Source organism: Streptomyces mayteni, assembly GCF_054783955.1.
In genome coordinates this window covers 1-16,972 of sequence record NZ_BAAGPR010000056.1, presented here as the reverse complement: position 1 = coordinate 16,972, position 16,972 = coordinate 1, and the positions used below count along the sequence as shown (strand labels likewise).

At 73.1% G+C, this 16,972-nt stretch carries 14 protein-coding genes and 1 pseudogene; 6 read left to right on the top strand and 9 right to left on the bottom strand.

Annotated features, from left to right (window positions below; all coding sequences use genetic code 11):
* Nucleotides 1–28 precede the first annotated feature (28 nt).
* Complete coding sequence (gene pcrA, locus ACYVPE_RS23195; RefSeq protein WP_461035615.1) at nucleotides 29–2,485, bottom strand: DNA helicase PcrA; 2,457 nt, start codon at nucleotides 2,483–2,485, stop codon at nucleotides 29–31.
* A 404-nt stretch (nucleotides 2,486–2,889) separates the two neighbouring features.
* Here pcrA and ACYVPE_RS23190 point away from each other — a divergent pair, with 404 nt between their 5' ends.
* The gene (locus ACYVPE_RS23190; RefSeq protein WP_461035614.1) at nucleotides 2,890–4,062 is read left to right on the top strand and encodes a C40 family peptidase; all 1,173 of its coding nucleotides are present in this window, start codon (nucleotides 2,890–2,892) and stop codon (nucleotides 4,060–4,062) included.
* On the opposite strand, the gene ACYVPE_RS23185 is transcribed toward ACYVPE_RS23190, so the two are convergent.
* From ACYVPE_RS23185 to ACYVPE_RS23170, 4 genes are read right to left on the bottom strand one after another with little or no spacing between them, the layout of a single operon-like run.
* Nucleotides 4,038–4,928, bottom strand: a complete 891-nt coding sequence (locus ACYVPE_RS23185) for a GNAT family N-acetyltransferase (RefSeq protein ID WP_461035613.1) — start codon at nucleotides 4,926–4,928, stop codon at nucleotides 4,038–4,040. The two genes, ACYVPE_RS23190 and ACYVPE_RS23185, sit on opposite strands and share 25 nt — an antisense overlap.
* Before the next feature lie 13 nt (nucleotides 4,929–4,941).
* The gene (locus ACYVPE_RS23180; protein ID WP_461035612.1) at nucleotides 4,942–5,760 is read right to left on the bottom strand and encodes an ABC transporter permease; all 819 of its coding nucleotides are present in this window, start codon (nucleotides 5,758–5,760) and stop codon (nucleotides 4,942–4,944) included.
* A 7-nt stretch (nucleotides 5,761–5,767) separates the two neighbouring features.
* On the bottom strand, nucleotides 5,768–6,607 hold the full coding sequence (locus tag ACYVPE_RS23175) for an ABC transporter permease (RefSeq protein WP_461035611.1): 840 nt from the start codon (nucleotides 6,605–6,607) through the stop codon (nucleotides 5,768–5,770).
* On the bottom strand, nucleotides 6,604–7,611 hold the full coding sequence (locus ACYVPE_RS23170) for an ABC transporter ATP-binding protein (RefSeq protein WP_461035610.1): 1,008 nt from the start codon (nucleotides 7,609–7,611) through the stop codon (nucleotides 6,604–6,606). The genes ACYVPE_RS23175 and ACYVPE_RS23170 overlap by 4 nt, the downstream gene beginning before the upstream one ends.
* Nucleotides 7,612–7,839: 228 nt before the next feature.
* Here ACYVPE_RS23170 and ACYVPE_RS23165 point away from each other — a divergent pair, with 228 nt between their 5' ends.
* Both ACYVPE_RS23165 and ACYVPE_RS23160 read left to right on the top strand, forming a co-directional pair.
* A complete protein-coding gene (locus ACYVPE_RS23165; protein ID WP_461035609.1) occupies nucleotides 7,840–9,180 on the top strand; it encodes an oxidoreductase in 1,341 nt (446 codons plus the stop codon).
* 132 nt (nucleotides 9,181–9,312) lie between these two features.
* On the top strand, nucleotides 9,313–10,188 hold the full coding sequence (locus ACYVPE_RS23160) for a glycosyltransferase family 2 protein (RefSeq protein ID WP_461035608.1): 876 nt from the start codon (nucleotides 9,313–9,315) through the stop codon (nucleotides 10,186–10,188).
* A 29-nt stretch (nucleotides 10,189–10,217) separates the two neighbouring features.
* Here the strand turns inward: ACYVPE_RS23160 and ACYVPE_RS23155 are convergent.
* Nucleotides 10,218–10,532: pseudogene (locus ACYVPE_RS23155) on the bottom strand (TetR/AcrR family transcriptional regulator); the annotation flags it as partial.
* Nucleotides 10,533–10,548: 16 nt separating this feature from the next.
* Between ACYVPE_RS23155 and ACYVPE_RS23150 the strand changes: the two are divergent.
* The gene (locus ACYVPE_RS23150; RefSeq protein WP_461035607.1) at nucleotides 10,549–11,439 is read left to right on the top strand and encodes an NAD(P)-dependent alcohol dehydrogenase; all 891 of its coding nucleotides are present in this window, start codon (nucleotides 10,549–10,551) and stop codon (nucleotides 11,437–11,439) included.
* A gap of 104 nt (nucleotides 11,440–11,543) precedes the next feature.
* Here ACYVPE_RS23150 and ACYVPE_RS23145 read toward each other — a convergent pair whose 3' ends face one another.
* Both ACYVPE_RS23145 and ACYVPE_RS23140 read right to left on the bottom strand, forming a co-directional pair.
* Nucleotides 11,544–11,807, bottom strand: coding sequence for a hypothetical protein (locus tag ACYVPE_RS23145; RefSeq protein ID WP_461035606.1), 264 nt, complete (start codon nucleotides 11,805–11,807; stop codon nucleotides 11,544–11,546).
* Between the two features lie 18 nt (nucleotides 11,808–11,825).
* Nucleotides 11,826–12,593, bottom strand: coding sequence for an alcohol dehydrogenase catalytic domain-containing protein (locus ACYVPE_RS23140; protein ID WP_461035605.1), 768 nt, complete (start codon nucleotides 12,591–12,593; stop codon nucleotides 11,826–11,828).
* A 205-nt stretch (nucleotides 12,594–12,798) separates the two neighbouring features.
* On the opposite strand from ACYVPE_RS23140, the gene ACYVPE_RS23135 reads away from it, so the two are divergent.
* Nucleotides 12,799–13,458, top strand: coding sequence for a peptidoglycan DD-metalloendopeptidase family protein (locus tag ACYVPE_RS23135; RefSeq protein ID WP_461035604.1), 660 nt, complete (start codon nucleotides 12,799–12,801; stop codon nucleotides 13,456–13,458).
* Between the two features lie 91 nt (nucleotides 13,459–13,549).
* Here the strand turns inward: ACYVPE_RS23135 and ACYVPE_RS23130 are convergent, their stop codons facing one another.
* Nucleotides 13,550–13,900, bottom strand: coding sequence for a hypothetical protein (locus ACYVPE_RS23130; RefSeq protein WP_461035603.1), 351 nt, complete (start codon nucleotides 13,898–13,900; stop codon nucleotides 13,550–13,552).
* A gap of 216 nt (nucleotides 13,901–14,116) precedes the next feature.
* On the opposite strand from ACYVPE_RS23130, the gene ACYVPE_RS23125 reads away from it, so the two are divergent.
* Nucleotides 14,117–16,672: a glycoside hydrolase family 9 protein gene (locus ACYVPE_RS23125; protein WP_461035646.1), complete on the top strand. Its 2,556-nt coding sequence runs from the start codon at nucleotides 14,117–14,119 to the stop codon at nucleotides 16,670–16,672.
* Nucleotides 16,673–16,972: the final 300 nt, after the last annotated feature.

Genomic DNA, 16,972 nt, shown 5'->3' with positions numbered 1-16,972 from the left:
ACATATCGGGAACACTACCGAGGCGGGCTCAAAGCTTTTCCACCGGGGCGTATCGGAGCAACAGCCGCTTCGGCTTCTCGCCGCCGAAGTCGATGGTCGCCTCGGCTCGATCGCCGCTGCCCTGAACGGAGACGACCCGGCCGAGACCGAAGCTGTCGTGGGTCACCCGGTCACCGGGTGAGAGCGCCACGACCGGCCGGTCCTTGATCCGGCCGGTGGCGAACCCGCGGGCGCCGCGGGCGTTCCCGCCGCCGCGCGACGGCGTGCTGACCACGGACGGTGCCGGGGCCGCCACGGTCGCGCCGGTGCGCCGCCAGTCCAGGTGCTCGTCCGGGATCTCGTCGAGGAACCTGGACGGCGGGTTGTGCTGCGGCTGCCCCCAGGCGCTGCGCAGCGTGGAGCGGGTGACGTAGAGCCGCTTGCGGGCCCGGGTGATGCCGACGTAGGCGAGCCGGCGTTCCTCCTCCAACTCCTTGGTCTTTCCGAGCGAGCGCATATGGGGGAAGACGCCGTCCTCCATGCCGCTCAGGAACACCACGGGAAATTCGAGGCCCTTGGCGGTGTGCAGCGTCATCAACGTGATGACGCCGCCGCCCTCCGCGCCGTCCGGGATCTCGTCGGAATCGGCGACGAGCGCCACCCGTTCCAGAAAGTCGGCGAGCGTGCCGGGATTGTCCTCGTCGCGTGCCTGCTCGAATTCCAGGGCCACGGCGGCGAGTTCCTGGAGGTTTTCGATCCTGGTCTCGTCCTGCGGGTCGGTGGACGTCTGCAACTCGGCGAGGTACCCGGTCTGTTCCAGCACCGCCTCCAGCACGGTGGCCGGCCCCGCGCCCGACTCCACGATGGTGCGCAGCTCCTCGAGCAGCACGTTGAACCGCTTGACGGCGTTGGCCGACCTGGCGGCCATGCCGTACGCCTCGTCCACCCGGCGCAGCGCCTGGGCGAAGGAGATCCGCTCGCGCTGCGCCAGCGCCTCGATCATCGCCTCGGCGCGGTCGCCGATGCCGCGCTTGGGCACGTTGAGGACGCGGCGCAGCGGCACGGTGTCCTCGGGGTTGGCGAGCACCCGCAGGTAGGCCAGCACGTCGCGGACCTCGCGGCGCTCGTAGAAGCGGACGCCGCCGACCACCTTGTAGGGCAGGCCGACCCGGATGAACACCTCCTCGAAGACCCGGGACTGGGCGTTGGTGCGGTAGAAGACGGCGACGTCGCCCGGCTTGGCGTCGCCGGCGTCGGTGAGCCGGTCGATCTCGTCGGCGACGAACTGGGCCTCGTCGTGCTCGGTGTCGGCGACGTAGCCGGTGATCCGGGCGCCCGCGCCCTCGTCCGTCCACAGGTTCTTGGGGCGGCGACTCTCGTTGCGCGCGATGACGGCGTTGGCCGCGGAGAGGATGGTCTGCGTGGAGCGGTAGTTGCGCTCCAGCAGCAGGGTGGTGGCGTTGGGGAAGTCCTCCTCGAACTGGAGGATGTTCCGGATGGTGGCGCCGCGGAAGGCGTAGATGGACTGGTCGGCGTCGCCCACCACGCACAGCTCGCCCGGGTCCTGGGTGCCGACCAGCAGCTTGATCAGCGTGTACTGGGCGATGTTGGTGTCCTGGTACTCGTCGACCAGGATGTGCCGGAAGCGGCGCCGGTAGTGCTCGGCGACGTCGGGGAAGGCGTCCAGCAGGTGGACGGTGGTCATGATGATGTCGTCGAAGTCGAGCGCGTTGGCCTCGCGCAGCCGCGACTGGTAGAGCGTGTACGCCTCGGCGAGGGTCTTCTCGAACTGGTCGGTCGCCTGGGCGGCGAAGTCCTCGTGATCGATCAGCTCGTTCTTGAGGTTGGAGATCTTGGCGCTGAACGACTTGGGCGGGAACCGCTTGGGGTCGAGGTCGAGGTCCCGGCAGACGAGGGCCATCAGGCGCTTGGAGTCGGCCGCGTCGTAGATGGAGAAGCTGGAGGTGAAGCCGAGCAGCTTGCTCTCGCGGCGCAGGATGCGGACGCAGGCACTGTGGAAGGTCATCACCCACATCGCGTTGGCGCGGGGCCCGACGAGTTCCTCGACGCGCTCCTTCATCTCGCCGGCGGCCTTGTTGGTGAAGGTGATCGCCAGGATCTGCCCGGGGTGGGCGTTCCGCGCGGCCAGCAGGTAGGCGATGCGGTGGGTGAGCACCCGGGTCTTGCCGGAGCCGGCGCCGGCCACGATGAGCAGCGGCGCGCCGCTGTGGGTGACGGCGGCCCGCTGCTCCTCGTTCAGGCCCTCGATCAGCGCGGCCGCGTCGGCGACGGGCTTGCGGGCGCCGTTGCGGTAGTAGGCGTCGTCCTCGGCGCGGCCCGGCTCGGCGAAGGTGCCGGCGAACAGGTCGTCGGGGATCTCCTCCCGCTCGAACTCGTCGGGCGCGGGGGGCGGCTCCTCGTCTCCCCCCGTCGGTCCGCCCACCATAGGTCCGCCTGCCTTGGGTGCGAGGTTCGCCAGCACGTTGTCATCGAAGAGGCCGCTCATCGTCGTCGAGTCTAGTTGGGCGGTCCGACACACGGGGCGTGCGTACGGCCAGGTACGCGTCATGACGGACGGCTGATGGCGGCGTACGGACCGTGCGCGTCGCCCGTTTCGGCCCGCCGGATCACGATTCGATTGCGGGCATATCGCATTTCGGCCTTCCCAAGCGCCGTCCCCAGTGGTTAGCGTGCGGCGCGGATGGCCCGTTCCCCGGAGGCCGAAACCGGCTCCGCGGGCCGTCGCCGTTCCATCGGACACACGAGGGGCGCCGGTTCGCCGACAGGCCGGCGGGGCGTGGGGAACCGACCGGTGGGCGGTAACGGAAGGAGACACCGGCCTTGGGTTCCCACCGCAAGCCGCGCGGTCGCGCGGCCATACTCGAGTCCCCCGCCGCACGGCGGGGCGTCGTGGGCGTGGGCGCCGCGGCCCTGGCCTCGATGACGCTGCTGTCCGGCGCCGCCTCGGCGGACGACGCCGACCCGCCCGGCATCGAGGAGCAGCGGGACCGTGCCGAGACCGCCCGCGAGCGCGCCGTCGAGGTGCGGGACGAGGTCGACCGCCTCTACCGGGAGGCCGGCACCGCCACCCAGCACTACAACGCCGCGCAGGAGGACGTCACCGAGCAGCAGTCGACCGTCGACCAGCTGCTTACGGAGGCCGCCCAGGAGACGGAGCGGGTCAACGAGGCCCGCAGGACGCTGGGTTCGTTCGCCGCCGCGCAGTACCGCACCGGCGGCAGCGGGCTGAGCGACACCGCCGCGCTGCTGCTGGCCTCCGATCCGCGGGCCTTCTTCGACCGCACCCACACCCTGGACCGGCTCGGCGACTCCCAGCAGCAGGCGCTGGCCGACTACACCGAGCGCCAGGAGGCGGCCACCGCGCGCGGCGAGGAGGCCGGCGCCGCGCTCGCCGCCCTGGAGGAGCGGCAGGCCGAGCTCCAGCGGCAGCAGGAGAGCGTCCAGTCGATGCTGGCCGAGGCCCGCGCCATGCTGGACGAGCTGTCCGCCGAGGAGCAGGCCGAGTTCGACGAGCTGGAGCGGTTGGAGCGGGAGGAGGCCGAGCGGCTCGCCGAGGAGGAGCGGCAGCGGCAGGAGCAGCTGGCCGCCGAGCGCGCCGCGGCCGAGGAGGCCGCGGCCGCCGAGGAGGCGGCCGCGCAGGAGGCCGCTGCCGAGGAACAGGCGCAGTCGGACGCCGCGGAGCCGCCCGCCCAGGACCCGCCGGCCGCCGACTCCACCGGCGCCCAGGCCGCCATCGACTTCGCCGAGGCCCAGCTCGGCAAGCCGTACGTCTGGGGCGCCACCGGGCCCAACTCCTACGACTGCTCAGGACTCACCCAGGCCGCCTGGCGCGCCGCCGGCGTGGAGCTGCCCCGCGTCACCTGGGACCAGGTGAACGCCGGCAGCCGGATCGCCCGCGACGCGCTGCAACCCGGCGACCTGGTCTTCTTCTACGACGACATCAGCCACGTCGGGCTCTACACCGGCGACGGCATGATGATCCACGCCCCCAAGCCGGGCGCCGTGGTGCGCTACGAGTCCATCGACACCATGCCCTTCTACGCGGGGCTGCGCCCGTCCTGACCCGAGACGCCTCGGCTGGCCGCGAAGCCGTAGACGGCGAAGTCGGCGAGTCGGCGGTAGCCGATCCGCCGGTAGAGGGCGTTGCTCGTCGGGTTGGCCGCGTCCGCGAACAGCACCACCTCCCTGGCGCCGGCGGCCAGCGCGGCCCGGCTCGCCGCGAAGGAGACGGCGGCGGCGTAGCCGCGGCCGCGCAGGTGGGTCGGGGTGTAGACGGGGTCCACCCGGATCTGGCCGGCGACCAGCGGGGTCGCGGCCGCCATGGAGACGGGGGTGCCGTCCCGGGTCTCCCAGAACGTGAAGGTCCGGCCGGCGAAGCGCGTCCCCGCCCAGGCTTCCGGGTCGTCGGGGAACGCCTCCCCGACGGCCGCGCAGAACTCACGGCACCAGCGGACGACCCGCTCGTGGTCCCCCTCCCCCGCGACCCGGGCCCGGCCGGCCGGGAACGGATCCGGCGGGGTCGGCGAGGCCAGCCGGTAGAGGCGGAGCCGGTGCCTGAGCGTCGGCTCGGCGCCGGTGCGCCGCCGCCAGGCGTCGGCGAAGGCCGTGGCGGTGTCGTACTCCGTGCTGACGCCCGGCAGTTCACGGCCGAGGTCGGCGAGCCGGTCGGCGAGCGCGCCGACCGGCTCCGGCGCCAGCGGGGTCATGCTCAGCACCCGGCCTGGCGGCCGATGGAAGCAGGTGGCCAGGACCTCGCCCGACCGCTCGAAGTGGCCGAAGACGGCGCCCTCGGTGTCCCCGCCGGCGCGCAGCTTCTCGGTCACCGTCAGCGGCATGGTGTGCAGGGCGGGGCGCGAGCGCAGGAAGTCCCCGGCGCGGTCGAGGAACTGCTCGATGTCTTCGGTGAAGTGCCAGCCGTCGGAGCGCATGCCGCATGATCCCTCAGGTTCCCGAGCTGGCGTAGTGCCGGAGCTGGGATCGCCACAGCAGGTAGGCGGCCGCGTAGAGGAGCGGTCCCGCGAGGGGGGCGCCGTAGGCCAGCCACGGGGTGATCCCGAGGCCGTCCGCGCGGTCGAGGAGGACGCCGGCCGGCAGGTAGGCGACGAAGGCGACGGGCAGCAGGTAGGTGAGGGCGAGCCGCGCCGTGTCGGGGAACGCCTTCAGCGGGTAGCCGCCGAAGGTGTTCATGGTGTCGTCGATCAGGTTGCGCAGGGCCAGGTTGGACAGCATCCGGAAGGACAGGGAGGCGACGGCCAGTTGGCAGGCGCCCTCCACCAACGCGCCGCCGGCCAGGGCGAGGCAGAGGTAGAGCAGCGCGGCGGGCGTCGGCTCGAACCCGACCTGGCGGGCGGCGAAGGTCAGCACCACGATCCCGGTGGCCAGGTCGCCGAGGGTGGGCAGATGGACCTGGCGGGTGAGCAGTTGGGTCAGCGGCCCGGCCGGGCGGACCAGGTAGCGGTCGAACTCGCCGGTGCGGATGGCCTGGTCGAGGCTGTACAGCTGGCTGGTCGGCACCATGATCAGGCCGTGCGCGGTGACCCGCATGCCGTAGAGGAAGGCGATCTCGGCCATGGACCAGCCCCCGAGGTCGCCGAAGCGGCTGGTGACGGTCCACAGGAACACCAGGCCGACGCCCTGGTAGGCGACGCCGCCGGCGAGCGTGAGCAACAGGTTGCCCCGGTACTGGAGTTGGGCCCGGAACGCGGCCGTCGCCAGCAGCCGGTAGGCGCGGTGGCGCGGGATGGGGCGGGCGGTGGTCATGGCGCGGTCACCCGCCCTGGACGACGACGCGGTGCAGGGCGCGCGCCCAGACCAGGCGCAGGATCAGCCACAGCGCGGCCGTCCAGCCGCACTGGGTGGCCAGCGCCGCCAGCACGGGTCCCGCGCCTTCGAGGTGGCCGAGGTAGAGGGCGATGGGCGTGTAGGTGGTGGTCTGGAACGGCAGGAGCTGGGCCAGGTCGGCCAGCCAGGACGGCATGAACCACAGCGGGACGAGGGCGCCGGCGAAGAACTGGGCCACGATGCGGTGGATCACGAAGATGCCCACCACCTCCAGGGTCCAGAAGCAGACCATGGAGACGATCACCGCGAGCAGCAGCGTGTTGAGCACCGCGGGCAGCAGGCTCAGGGCGTAGGCGAGGGCGGCGCCGGTCGAGGCGGGTGCCTGGGCGCCGCCGGCGACGACGGCGAGCGGCAGGGCGAGGGCGGCGAACGGCACCCCGGCGAGGACGGTGCCGGCCTGCGCGGCGAGCATCTGGGTGGGGAAGGCGACGGGGCGCACCAGGTCGACGGCGACGCTCCCCTCGCGCACCCGCTGGTGCAGGGGCGAGGGGTCCACGCCGGCCGGGTTGAGCAGCCAGTTCTGCACCGAGGCGTAGGTGACGTAGGCGAGTTGGGTGGCGAGGGTGACCTGCCGGCCGCCGTGCGCGTCCGCGGTGCCGGACTCGGGGTAGACGGCGCGCCACACGAGCGCCAGCAGGTACACCTGGAGCAGCAGCCACAGCACGCGGATGACGAAGTCCGCCCGGTAGGCGAGCTGCGCGCGGGCGTGGAGGCGGGCCGTGCCGGCGTAGGCGGTGGCGCGTTGGCGTGCGGTCAGGCCGGTCACGCCGCCTCCCGGGCCGCGTAGATCCGGTGGACGACGCCCTCCAAGCCCGGTTCCACCAGCGACAGGTCGGTGACCTCGTGGCGGGCCAGGACGGCCGCGACGACGTCGGCGACCCGGGTTCCCGCCGGGTCGAACCGCAGCGTGACCCGCCCCGGCGGCTCGTTCGCGTCGTCCTCGCGGGCGACGCCGGGCACCAGGACCCCGTGCCAGGCGGCGCCGTCGGCCAGGTGGACGACGAGCCTGCGGTGCGGGGCGTACCGCTCCTTGAGCCGGGCGACGTCGCCGTCGTACAGCACCCGGCCGTCGTCGATCAGCACGATGCGGCGGCAGAGCCGCTCCACGTCGTCCAGGTCGTGCGTGGTCAGCACGATCGTGGTGCCGTCCCGGCGGTTGTGGGTGGCGATGAACTCCCTGATGCGTTCCCTGGCGATCACGTCGAGGCCGATGGTGGGCTCGTCCAGGAAGAGGATGCGCGGCTCGGGCAGCATGGCCGCGGCCAGGTCGCCGCGCATCCGCTGCCCAAGCGACAGTTGCCGCACCGGCGTGTCGAGAAACGGCCCGAGGCCCAGGAGTTCGGTGAACCGGGCGGTGGTGGCCCGGTGCCTGGCCGGCTCGACGCCGTACAGCCGGCCGATCAGCTCAAGCGAGTCGCGCAGCGGCAGGTCCCACCAGAGCTGCGTGCGCTGCCCGAACACGACGCCGATGTTCCGTGCGTGCCGCTCCCGCTCCCGCCACGGCACGAGACCGGCCACCCGCACCAGGCCGGCGGTGGGCCGCAGGATCCCGGTCAGCATCTTGATCGTGGTGGACTTCCCGGCGCCGTTCGGCCCCAGATATCCGACGAGTTCGCCCTCCGCCAGCGCGAACGAGACCCCGTCGACCGCCCGCTTCGTCACGTGGCGCGGGCTCAGCAACGACCGCAACCCGCCGAGCGGGCCCTCGATCCGCACCGCCCCGCGGTACTCCTTGACCAGCCCCTCGACCTCGATGATCGAACCGGACACGCCCTGGCTCCCTCGGTTCTGCGACGCCACGACGGGCGATCGGAACGGCGGCCCGCGCCACGGCCGACGAGCCGGTCCGTGACTCCGGCGACTGCCGGGGTACGCACAAGGGCGGGGCGAGAGCGATCCTGTGCGCACCTGTCTAGCCGATCGCCCGCCCGCCCCGCGATCGGTTTTCCACCCCCGGCGCGCGGCCGGCGCCGCGGCCCGGCCGGGTACCGTGCCCTGGTGCTGCCGTATCCCGAACTGACCACGCCCGAGCGGCGGTTGTGGGACGCGTTCCCCACCGGGGACCCGGTCGACCTGCGCACCGGCGATCCGGCGGAGGACGATCCGGCCGGCGGCGAACGGTGGGGCGAGGACCGCACGGTCCGCGCCGACGTGGTGCGCGCGCTGGTGCTCGGCGCCGCCGAGCGCCAGGCCGGCGAGACCCCGGTGGTGCACCTGGTCGGCGCCCGGATCACCGGCCGGCTGCGGCTGGTCTTCGCCGAGGCGTGCTGCGTGCTGCGCCTCGAACGGTGCTGGTTCGAGCTGAAGCCCCAACTGTACGGCGCCAGGCTGCGGGTGACCGGCTTCGCCGGCTCGCACCTCCCCGGCCTCAGCGCCAGCCGGGTCATCGTGGAGGGCGGCAACCTCGACCTGATGCACACCAGGATCACCACGCCGGGACTCAGCGTCTACGACACCCGGATCGACGGCGGGCTGCTGCTCCAGGGCGCGCACCTGAGCAACCCGGGCGCCGTCGCGCTGCACGGCTCACGCCTCGACCTCGGCGGCGGGCTCGTCGGCGACGAGGAGTTCCGGATCGAGGGCGAACTGCAACTGCCTGAGGCCCGGTTGGGCGAGGGCCTGCGGCTGCGCGGCGCCCAGCTGAGCAACCCCGGCGCCACCGCCCTGACCTGCCGCAACCTCCAGACCCGGGTGCTCGACCTGCGCGCCACCCGCGTCGTCGGCACCGTGGACCTGCGCCACGCCCACCTCGACGTGCTCCACCTCCCCGACACGCAGGGGCCCGCCACCGCCGCCCGCCGCCTCGACGGCCTCGTCTACGGCTCGCTCCAGCCGCAGCTGCCGGCCGCCCGCCGGCTCGCCCTGCCACGCCACGACCCCGACGGCTACCGGCCCAAGACCTACCAGCAGTTGGCCGCCACCTACCAGTCGCTCGGCCACGACCACGAGGCGCGCGCCGTCCGCCTCGCCCAGCAGCGGCACCGCCGCACCACGCTGCGCCCCGCCGGCCGGGTCTGGGGCCACCTGCTGGACGCCACCGTCGGCTACGGCTACCGGCCCTGGCTGGCCGGCGTCTGGCTGGCCGCCCTCGTCCTGCTCGGCGCCGTCGCCTTCACCGTCGGCGAGCCGACCGCCGCCAAGCCCGAAGAGGCGGCCCCGTTCAACCCTCTCGTCTACACCCTCGACCTGCTCGTGCCCATCGCGGGCCTCGGCCTGCGCAACACCTGGCACTGGACGGCCCCCGCGCTCCAGGGCCTCTCCTACGCGCTGGTCGCCGCCGGCTGGCTGCTGACGACGGCCCTGCTGGCGGGCGTCACCCGGGTGCTCAACAGAGGGTGAGCGGCGCGGCTCACCGAGTGGCGGAGCACCCGCCGTTAGCCTCCGAATCATCACGTTCATCGGGTTGCGTGATTCCCACGGGAGGGTGAACGGCTAGCATCTCGGAAGTTGCCGCCGAGCTGTGGAGTGCCTGTGTCCCCACCACGCCTGGGTGTAGCGATCCTGACCATGGGCGACCGCCCCACCGAGGTCGCCGCGCTGCTGGAGTCCGTGCATCGCCAGCGGACGCCCGCCACCCGCGTCGTCGTGGTCGGGAACGGCACCGAGCTTCCCGTCTATCCAGCCCCCGTGTCCACTCTCGAACTCCCGGAGAACCGGGGCGTCACCGGCGGCCGCAACGCGGCGCTCGCCGCGCTGGCCGCCTTCGGCGACGTGGACGTCGTCGTCGGCCTCGACGACGACGGGCTGCTCGTCGACGACGACGTCTTCACCCGCGTCCAGGAGATGTACGCGGCCGATCCGAAGCTCGGCATCATCAGCTTCCGGATCGCCGACGAGACCGGCTACACCGCGCGCCGCCACGTCCCCAGGCTCCGCGCCAGCGACCCGATGCGGGCCGGCGAGGTCACCACCTTCCTCGGCGGCGGGCACGCCCTCTCGTCGCGAATGCTGGACGACACCGGCGGCTGGCCTGAGGAGTTCTTCTTCGCCCACGAGGAGACCGACCTCGCCTGGCGCGCGCTGGACGCCGGCTGGAAGGTGGTCTACGAACCCGAGCTGCTGCTCCAGCACCCGCGCACCGCCCCGACGCGGCACGCCGTCTACTACCGGATGACCGCCCGCAACCGCGTCTGGCTGGCCCGCCGCCACCTGCCGCTGCCGCTGATCCCGGCGTACCTCGCCACCTGGATCCTCCTCACCCTCGCCCGCGACCGCTCGGTGCCAGGACTCCGCGCCTGGTTCGCCGGCTTCGCCGAGGGGCTCCGCCACCCGTGCGGCACCCGCCGCCCCATCCGCTGGCGCACGGTCTGGCGCATGACGCGTCTCGGCCGCCCACCGGTGATCTGATCCCGGCAGGCCGGGTCGTCGGTCCGCCGTCAGCCGGCGGCGACGGCCCGCCTGACGCAGTCGCGGAGCAGGGCGCGGCGGCCCTCGTGGACGTCGGCGGGCTCCTGGTCGGTCGCCGCGTAGACGTTGCTGACCGGCGACCAGGCCATGGACATCGCGATGACCACGGCCATCAGGTCGAACGGGTCGCCCTCGCGCACCCGCCCGGCGGCCTGCGCCTCGGCGATGGCGCGCAGCTCGCGGTCCTCGTCGTAGAGGCGCACGGCCCAGTCCGCGAGGTCGTCGGCGTCGATCGGCACGACGTTGGTAATGCGCTCCAGCGAGGCGAAGAAGATCGCGTCGAAAGTTGGAGAGAGTGCCGTGCGAACCACGACCGGCTGGCAGGTGGACGGCCCGACGGCCACGCTGCGGCGCACCCCGCTGATCCGCCGCGAACTGCGCCCCGACGATCTCGCGGTCCGGATCGACTACTGCGGCGTCTGCCACTCCGACCTGCACGCCCTCCGCGGCGCGGCCGCCGGCGACGGCGCGGCCGGGCAGCCCCTGGTGCCGGGGCACGAGTTCACGGGCGTGGTCACCGAGACCGGGCCCGAGGTCACCCGGTTCTCCGTCGGCGACCCCGTCGCGGTCGGCAACATCGTCGACTCGTGCGGCGAGTGCCCCATGTGCCTGGCCGGCCAGGAGAACTTCTGCCACGCCTTCCCGACCCTCACCTACGGCGGGACCGACCGGCTCGACGGGTCGACCACGCTCGGCGGCCACTCCCGCGAGTACGTCGTCCGCGAGCGGTTCGTCCACCCGCTTCCCGCCGGCCTCGACCCGGCCGACGACGCGCGCCGCCTCGGCGCCCACGAGTTCGTCCTGTCCACGGCCCCGGAGCAACTGGCCGCCGCCCGCGACCGGTTCGACGTCCTCATCGACACCGTCTCCGCCCCGCACGACCTCGGCCCCTACCTGCGGCTGGTCGCCATGGACGGCACGCTCAGCCACCTCAGCCACCTCAGCCACCTCGGCCACCTGGGCCCGGTCACCGTGGAGACGATGGACCTGCTCGTGGGCCGCAAGAAGCTCAGCTCGGGAGGCAGCACCGGCCGCCCGGCGACCGCCGCCATGCTGGACTTCTGCGCCACGCATGGCATCACCGCCGACATCGAACTCCTCCCCTCGGCCCGGGTGAACGAGGCCCTCGACCGCCTGGCCCGCAACGACGTCCACTACCGCTTCGTGCTGGACATGTCCGACCTGGACTGAGCGGGACGTTCGGCTGCCGGTTCCGTGACGTTCGGCCCGTCTGAATCGACGCGTTGTGGGCCGAACGTCACAGGATCGGCGACCACCCGGCCCTCCTGCTCGGTTCAGAGCTCCGGCTTCTCCGTACGGGCCCGGTGCATCCACTCCAGCGGTCCGCGCCCCAGGGCATCGTGCGCCAACTGCTTCGCGGAAACCGTGGTGAGAGCCGCCAGCGAGGTGTCGATCCAGGGTTGGGTCTGCCGGTTTCCCTGCTCGCGGTACTCGATGGCCTCCGGCACCCCGGCGATCAGCCAACCAGTCCGCTTGTGCCGCTTCAGCAGCCCAAGCTCGTACAGAAAGTCGATGACCCGAGTGTCACGCTCTGCCATGGATGCCTTCCGATCGCGTCAGTCCTGTTCCCTGAGCGCCGCGACGAGTTGGCGGCCGGCCGCCGGGCGCTTGCGGAGCAACGTGGCGGCGGTGGTGTGGAGTTCGTTCCAGGAGTGCGGCCGGCCGACCTCGGCCGCGTCGGGGACGATGTCCAGCGCGACGGCCAGCGCGGCCTCCGGTTCGCCGATGCCGGCGAGGGAGCGGGACAGGCAGGCGCGGTACCAGGTGCGGTCGCGCCGGTAGTCGCCGGGGAGCGCGCCGAGGCCGCCGGCGCCGATGACCGCGACGCGCGAGGTGGCGGTGATGCCGCCCCGCCGCAGCCCGTTGAACGCGGTCAGGCCCGCGCACATCAGCGGGGCCGCGGCGACCGGGTCGAGCCCGTCGGGCAGCGGGGTCACGAAGTCGGCCTCGAGGACGGCGTACTCGGTGTAGCCGCCGTCCATCACGATGCCCGTGATGCGCTTTCCAGGACAGAGGATCTGCTCGCCGCGCACGCAGTAGTCGCAGGTGCGGCAGGAGTCGCCGAGGAACTGGGCGCCCACCGCCGTGCCGACCTCGGGAAACGTCACGCCAGGACCGGTGGCGGCCACCACGCCGGTGATCTCGTGGCCGGGGACGACCGGGAAGCGCGCGATCGGCCAGTGGCCCTGGAGCAGGTCCAGGTCCGTGTGGCAGATCCCGCACGCCGTGATCCCGACCAGCACCTCGCCTGGACCGGGCTCCGGCACCTCCCGTTCGGTCACGGTGAGCGGCGCGTTCGCGGCGGTGGCAACGGCCGAAAGCATGGGCGGACCTCGATTCCTCTGCCTCTCGTCTGCCTGGCGAGGCGATCGTAGGACGCGAGACCCGGAAGGCGACGGCATCGGGCCGGCGGGGCGGACGCCGTCATCCGGCCGCCCCCTTGTCCGCTATCACCCCGTGCCGGACAATTAGCGACCAGAATTCCGTTTCAAAGGAGCACGACCCACGCCCAATTGACATGGGGGGATCATGCCGGCGATCAACTTCGCGCACGTGAAGTTCGGGAAGAACGACTCCTGCGTCACCGCGTTCCAGCGGGCGCTCATCAGCCGCGGCCACCGGATTCCGGCCGGCGCCACCGGCTACTACGGGGAGCAGACCAAGGCCGCCTGCACCGCGTTCCAACGCGACCAGGGCTGGCGCGGCAGCGACGCCGACGGGCTGCCGGGGCCGCAGACGTTCGCCCGGCTCGGCTTCACGAACAGCCGCGGCGGCTCGGGAGGCTCGGGCGGCTCCGGCGGGGGGCGCGTCTCGTCACCCGTGCCAGGCCGCTCCGTGACCTACGCCTACGGGGTCAGGAACAGCCGCTACGCCGCCGGCTTCCACACCGGCAACGACTACGCCGCGCCGACCGGCACGCCGGTGGTGGCGGTCCGCTCCGGCACCGTCGTCTGGTCGAACGACAACGGCGGCGCCTACGGCAAGTGGCTCGGCCTGCGGGCGGACAACGGCCGGGACTACGTCTACTGCCACCTGTCCTCGCGCGAGGTGCGGGCCGGCACCCGGGTCGACGCCGGCCAGCGGCTCGGCCGGATCGGCGCGACCGGCAACGTCACCGGCCCCCACCTGCACTTCGAGGACCGCCCACGCGGCGGCGGCTACGGGGCGGTACGGAAACCGTCCTGGTGACCGGCACCGCGGCGCACCCACCGGTCGCGAGGCCCGAGCGGCAAGCGCGAGGCGGGCCGGCGGTGCGGAAACCGTCCCGGTGAGGAGCGCTCTACCAGAGAGTCGCGAGGAAGATGTTGGCCGTGGTGAGCACGGCGACCCCGCCGACGACCGGGGCGGGGACCCGCTCCTCGTCCCGGTTGACGTAGACCAGGCCGAGGACCACCACCAGGACCGCCAGCTTGACGGCGATCTTGACGTTGTTCACCTCCTGGTCGTCGGCCTGGTTCAGGCCCACCAGCACGACCCCGGTGACCAGCATGGTGAGGGCGCCGTGCAGCATGCCAGCCGCGAGCCGGGGCCGGGCCGCGCCCACGGGCGTGAACTGCAGCAGGCTGATGCCGAGCAGCGCGACGATGCCGACGATGTGAAGAACGAGGAAGACCGCTATCAGAGCGTCCATGGGGCCAGAGTTTATTGATGCGCGGATATGGACGTTCTCGGGGGGTCACCAGGGGTTGACGAGGTCACGCCAGGCACACAGGCTGAACGGGAAACCCGCTTGGGAGCGCTCCCACCCAGGCGGGACAGAGCGCGCACGCCACCCCCGACCCCGAAGGACCGAGCCGTGACGTTACTTCCTTCATCCCATCCGCCTCGCGGCCGGCGGCTGTTGAGCCTGGCCCTGACCGCCGGGCTCGCCGTCGCCGGGCTGACCGCGGCCGGCACCGCGCCGGCCGCCGCCGAAGGGCCCGAGCTGATCGAGAACGGCGACTTCGCCAGCGGCGTCATCACGCCCTGGTGGTCGACCGCCAACGCTCCCGCCACCGTCGTGGACGGCCGGCTGTGCGCGGAGGTGGCGGGCGGCACCGTCAACCCGTGGGACGCCATCGTCGGCCAGGACGGCCTCCCGCTGACCGCCGGCGAGAGCTACCAGCTCACCTTCACCGCCACCGCGAGCACCCCGATCACCGTCCGCACCAACGTGCAGATGAACACCGAGCCGTGGACCACCGAGCTGGCGTCGCCCGACCCGATCGACGAGACGGCCGAGCCCATCACCCACGTCTTCACGGCCGGCGCCGACCACGCGGCGGCCCAGCTCGTCTTCCAGATGGGCGGCAGCGCCGAGCCGTTCACCTTCTGCCTGGACGACGTCTCGCTCACCGGCGGCGCCGAACCGCCGGTCTACGAGCCGGACACCGGCTCGCCGGTGCGCGTCAACCAGGTCGGCTACCTCACCGAGGGGCCCAAGCGCGGCACCTTCGTCACCGAGGCGACGGACCCGCTGCCGTGGACCCTCAACGCCGCCGACGGCTCGCCGGCCGCCACCGGCACCACCGCGCCGCGCGGCGTCGACCCGACGTCCCGGCAGAACACCCACACCTTCGCCTTCGACGACTTCGCCACCCCTGGCGAGGGCTACACGGTGACGATCGGCGAGGAGACCAGCGAGCCGTTCGCGATCGGCGACGACCTCTACGGCGGCCTGCGGACCGACGCGCTCGCGTACTTCTACCACAACCGCAGCGGCACCCCGATCGAGGCGGAGTACGTCGGCGAGGAGTACGCGCGGCCCGCGGGACACGTGGGCGTGGCCCCCAACCAGGGTGACGACGACGTGCCGTGTCAGCCAGGCGTCTGCGACTACACGCTGGACGCGGCCGGCGGCTGGTACGACGCGGGCGACCACGGCAAGTACGTGGTGAACGGCGGCATCTCCGTCGCCCAGCTGCTCGCCGCCCACGAGCGCGACGCGGCCGGGGCGCTCGGCGACGGCAGCCTCGCCATCCCGGAGGGCGGCAACGGCGTGCCGGACGTCCTCGACGAGGCGCGCTGGGAGCTGGAGTTCCTGCTGGCCATGCAGGTGCCGGCCGGCGAGGAGCTGGCGGGCATGGCGCACCACAAGCTGCACGACCGCGAGTGGACGGGGCTGCCGCTGCGCCCCGACCAGGACCCGCAGCCGCGCGAGCTGCACCCGCCGTCGACGGCCGCCACCCTCAACCTGGCGGCGGCCGCGGCCCAGGGCGCGCGGCTGTACGAGCCGTACGACGCCGACTTCGCGGCCGAGTTGCTGGACGCCGCCACCACGGCCTACGCGGCGGCCCTGGCCCACCCGGACGTCTACGCGGACCCGAACGACGGCGTCGGCGGTGGCGCGTACAGCGACAACGACGTGCGGGACGAGTTCTACTGGGCGGCCGCCGAGCTGTACGTGACGACCGGCGACGACACGTACCGGCAGGCGGTGCTCGACTCGCCGCTGCACGGCGACGCGGCGGCCGTCTTCACGGACGACGGCTTCTCCTGGGCCTGGACGGCCGCGCTGGGCGCGCTCAGCCTGGCCACGGTCGACAACGACCTGCCGGCCGACGAACTCGCCGCGGTGCGGGCCATGGTCACCGACGCCGCCGACCGCTACGCGGCCGACGCGGCGGAGGCGGTGTACGGGCTGCCGTACGCGCCGTCCCAGGGCAACTACGTGTGGGGCTCCAACAGCCAGGTGCTCAACAACATGGTGGTGCTGGCCACGGCGGCCGAACTGACGGGCGAGGCGACGTACCGGGACGCGGTGCTCACCGGCCTCGACTACCTGCTGGGCCGCAACCCGCTGAACCTCTCCTACGTGACGGGCTACGGCGAGCGCGACGTGCGCAACCAGCACCACCGGTTCTGGGCCAACCAGCTCAACGCCAACCTGCCCAACCCGCCGGCCGGTTCGGTGGCCGGCGGCCCCAACAACGCGCTCCAGGACCCGATCGCGGAGGACCTGCTCCAGGGCTGCGCGCCGGCGATGTGCTACGTCGACCACATCGAGTCGTACTCGACGAACGAGGTCACGGTGAACTGGAACGCGCCGCTGGCCTGGATCGCGTCGTACGTCGACGACCTCGGCGCGGGCGGCGACCCGGCCCCGGCGACGTGCGCGGTGCGCTACGAGTCGCACCGGTGGACGGGCGGCGCCACGACCCAGGTGACGGTCAGCAACAGCGGCACCGCCGCCGTCTCCCCCTGGGAGCTCTCGTGGTCCTTCGCGGGCGACGAGCGGGTCACGTCCCACTGGAACGCGACGCTGAGCCAGTCGGGGTCGACCGTGGTGGCGCGGCCGGCCAGCTGGAACCAGACGATTCCGGCCGGGGGTTCGGTGTCGTTCGGCTTCAACTCCAGCGGCACCGGCGGCACCTCACCGACCGCGTTCACCCTCAACGCGCAGCGGTGTGACGTGGCCGGCTGATCCGGCCCGCTGGGCACCTGACGGGGCACCCCCGCCCCCCGCCCCTTCTTCGCGCTCCGCGCGGGTGGGGGGCGGGCCCCGGCGGGCCCGCACCGGCCTGCGGCGGCTACGCCGCCGGGCCGCAGGCACGCTGCCGCGCAAAGCCACCCGCTGGGGCGGGTGGGTGGGCGCGGCACGGCCGGCACGGCCGACACGGCCGGCACGGCCGACACCGCCGCAGGCCGACACCGCCGCAGGCCGACACCGCCGCAGGCCGACACCGCCGCAGGCCGACACCGCCGCAGGCCGACACCGCCGCAG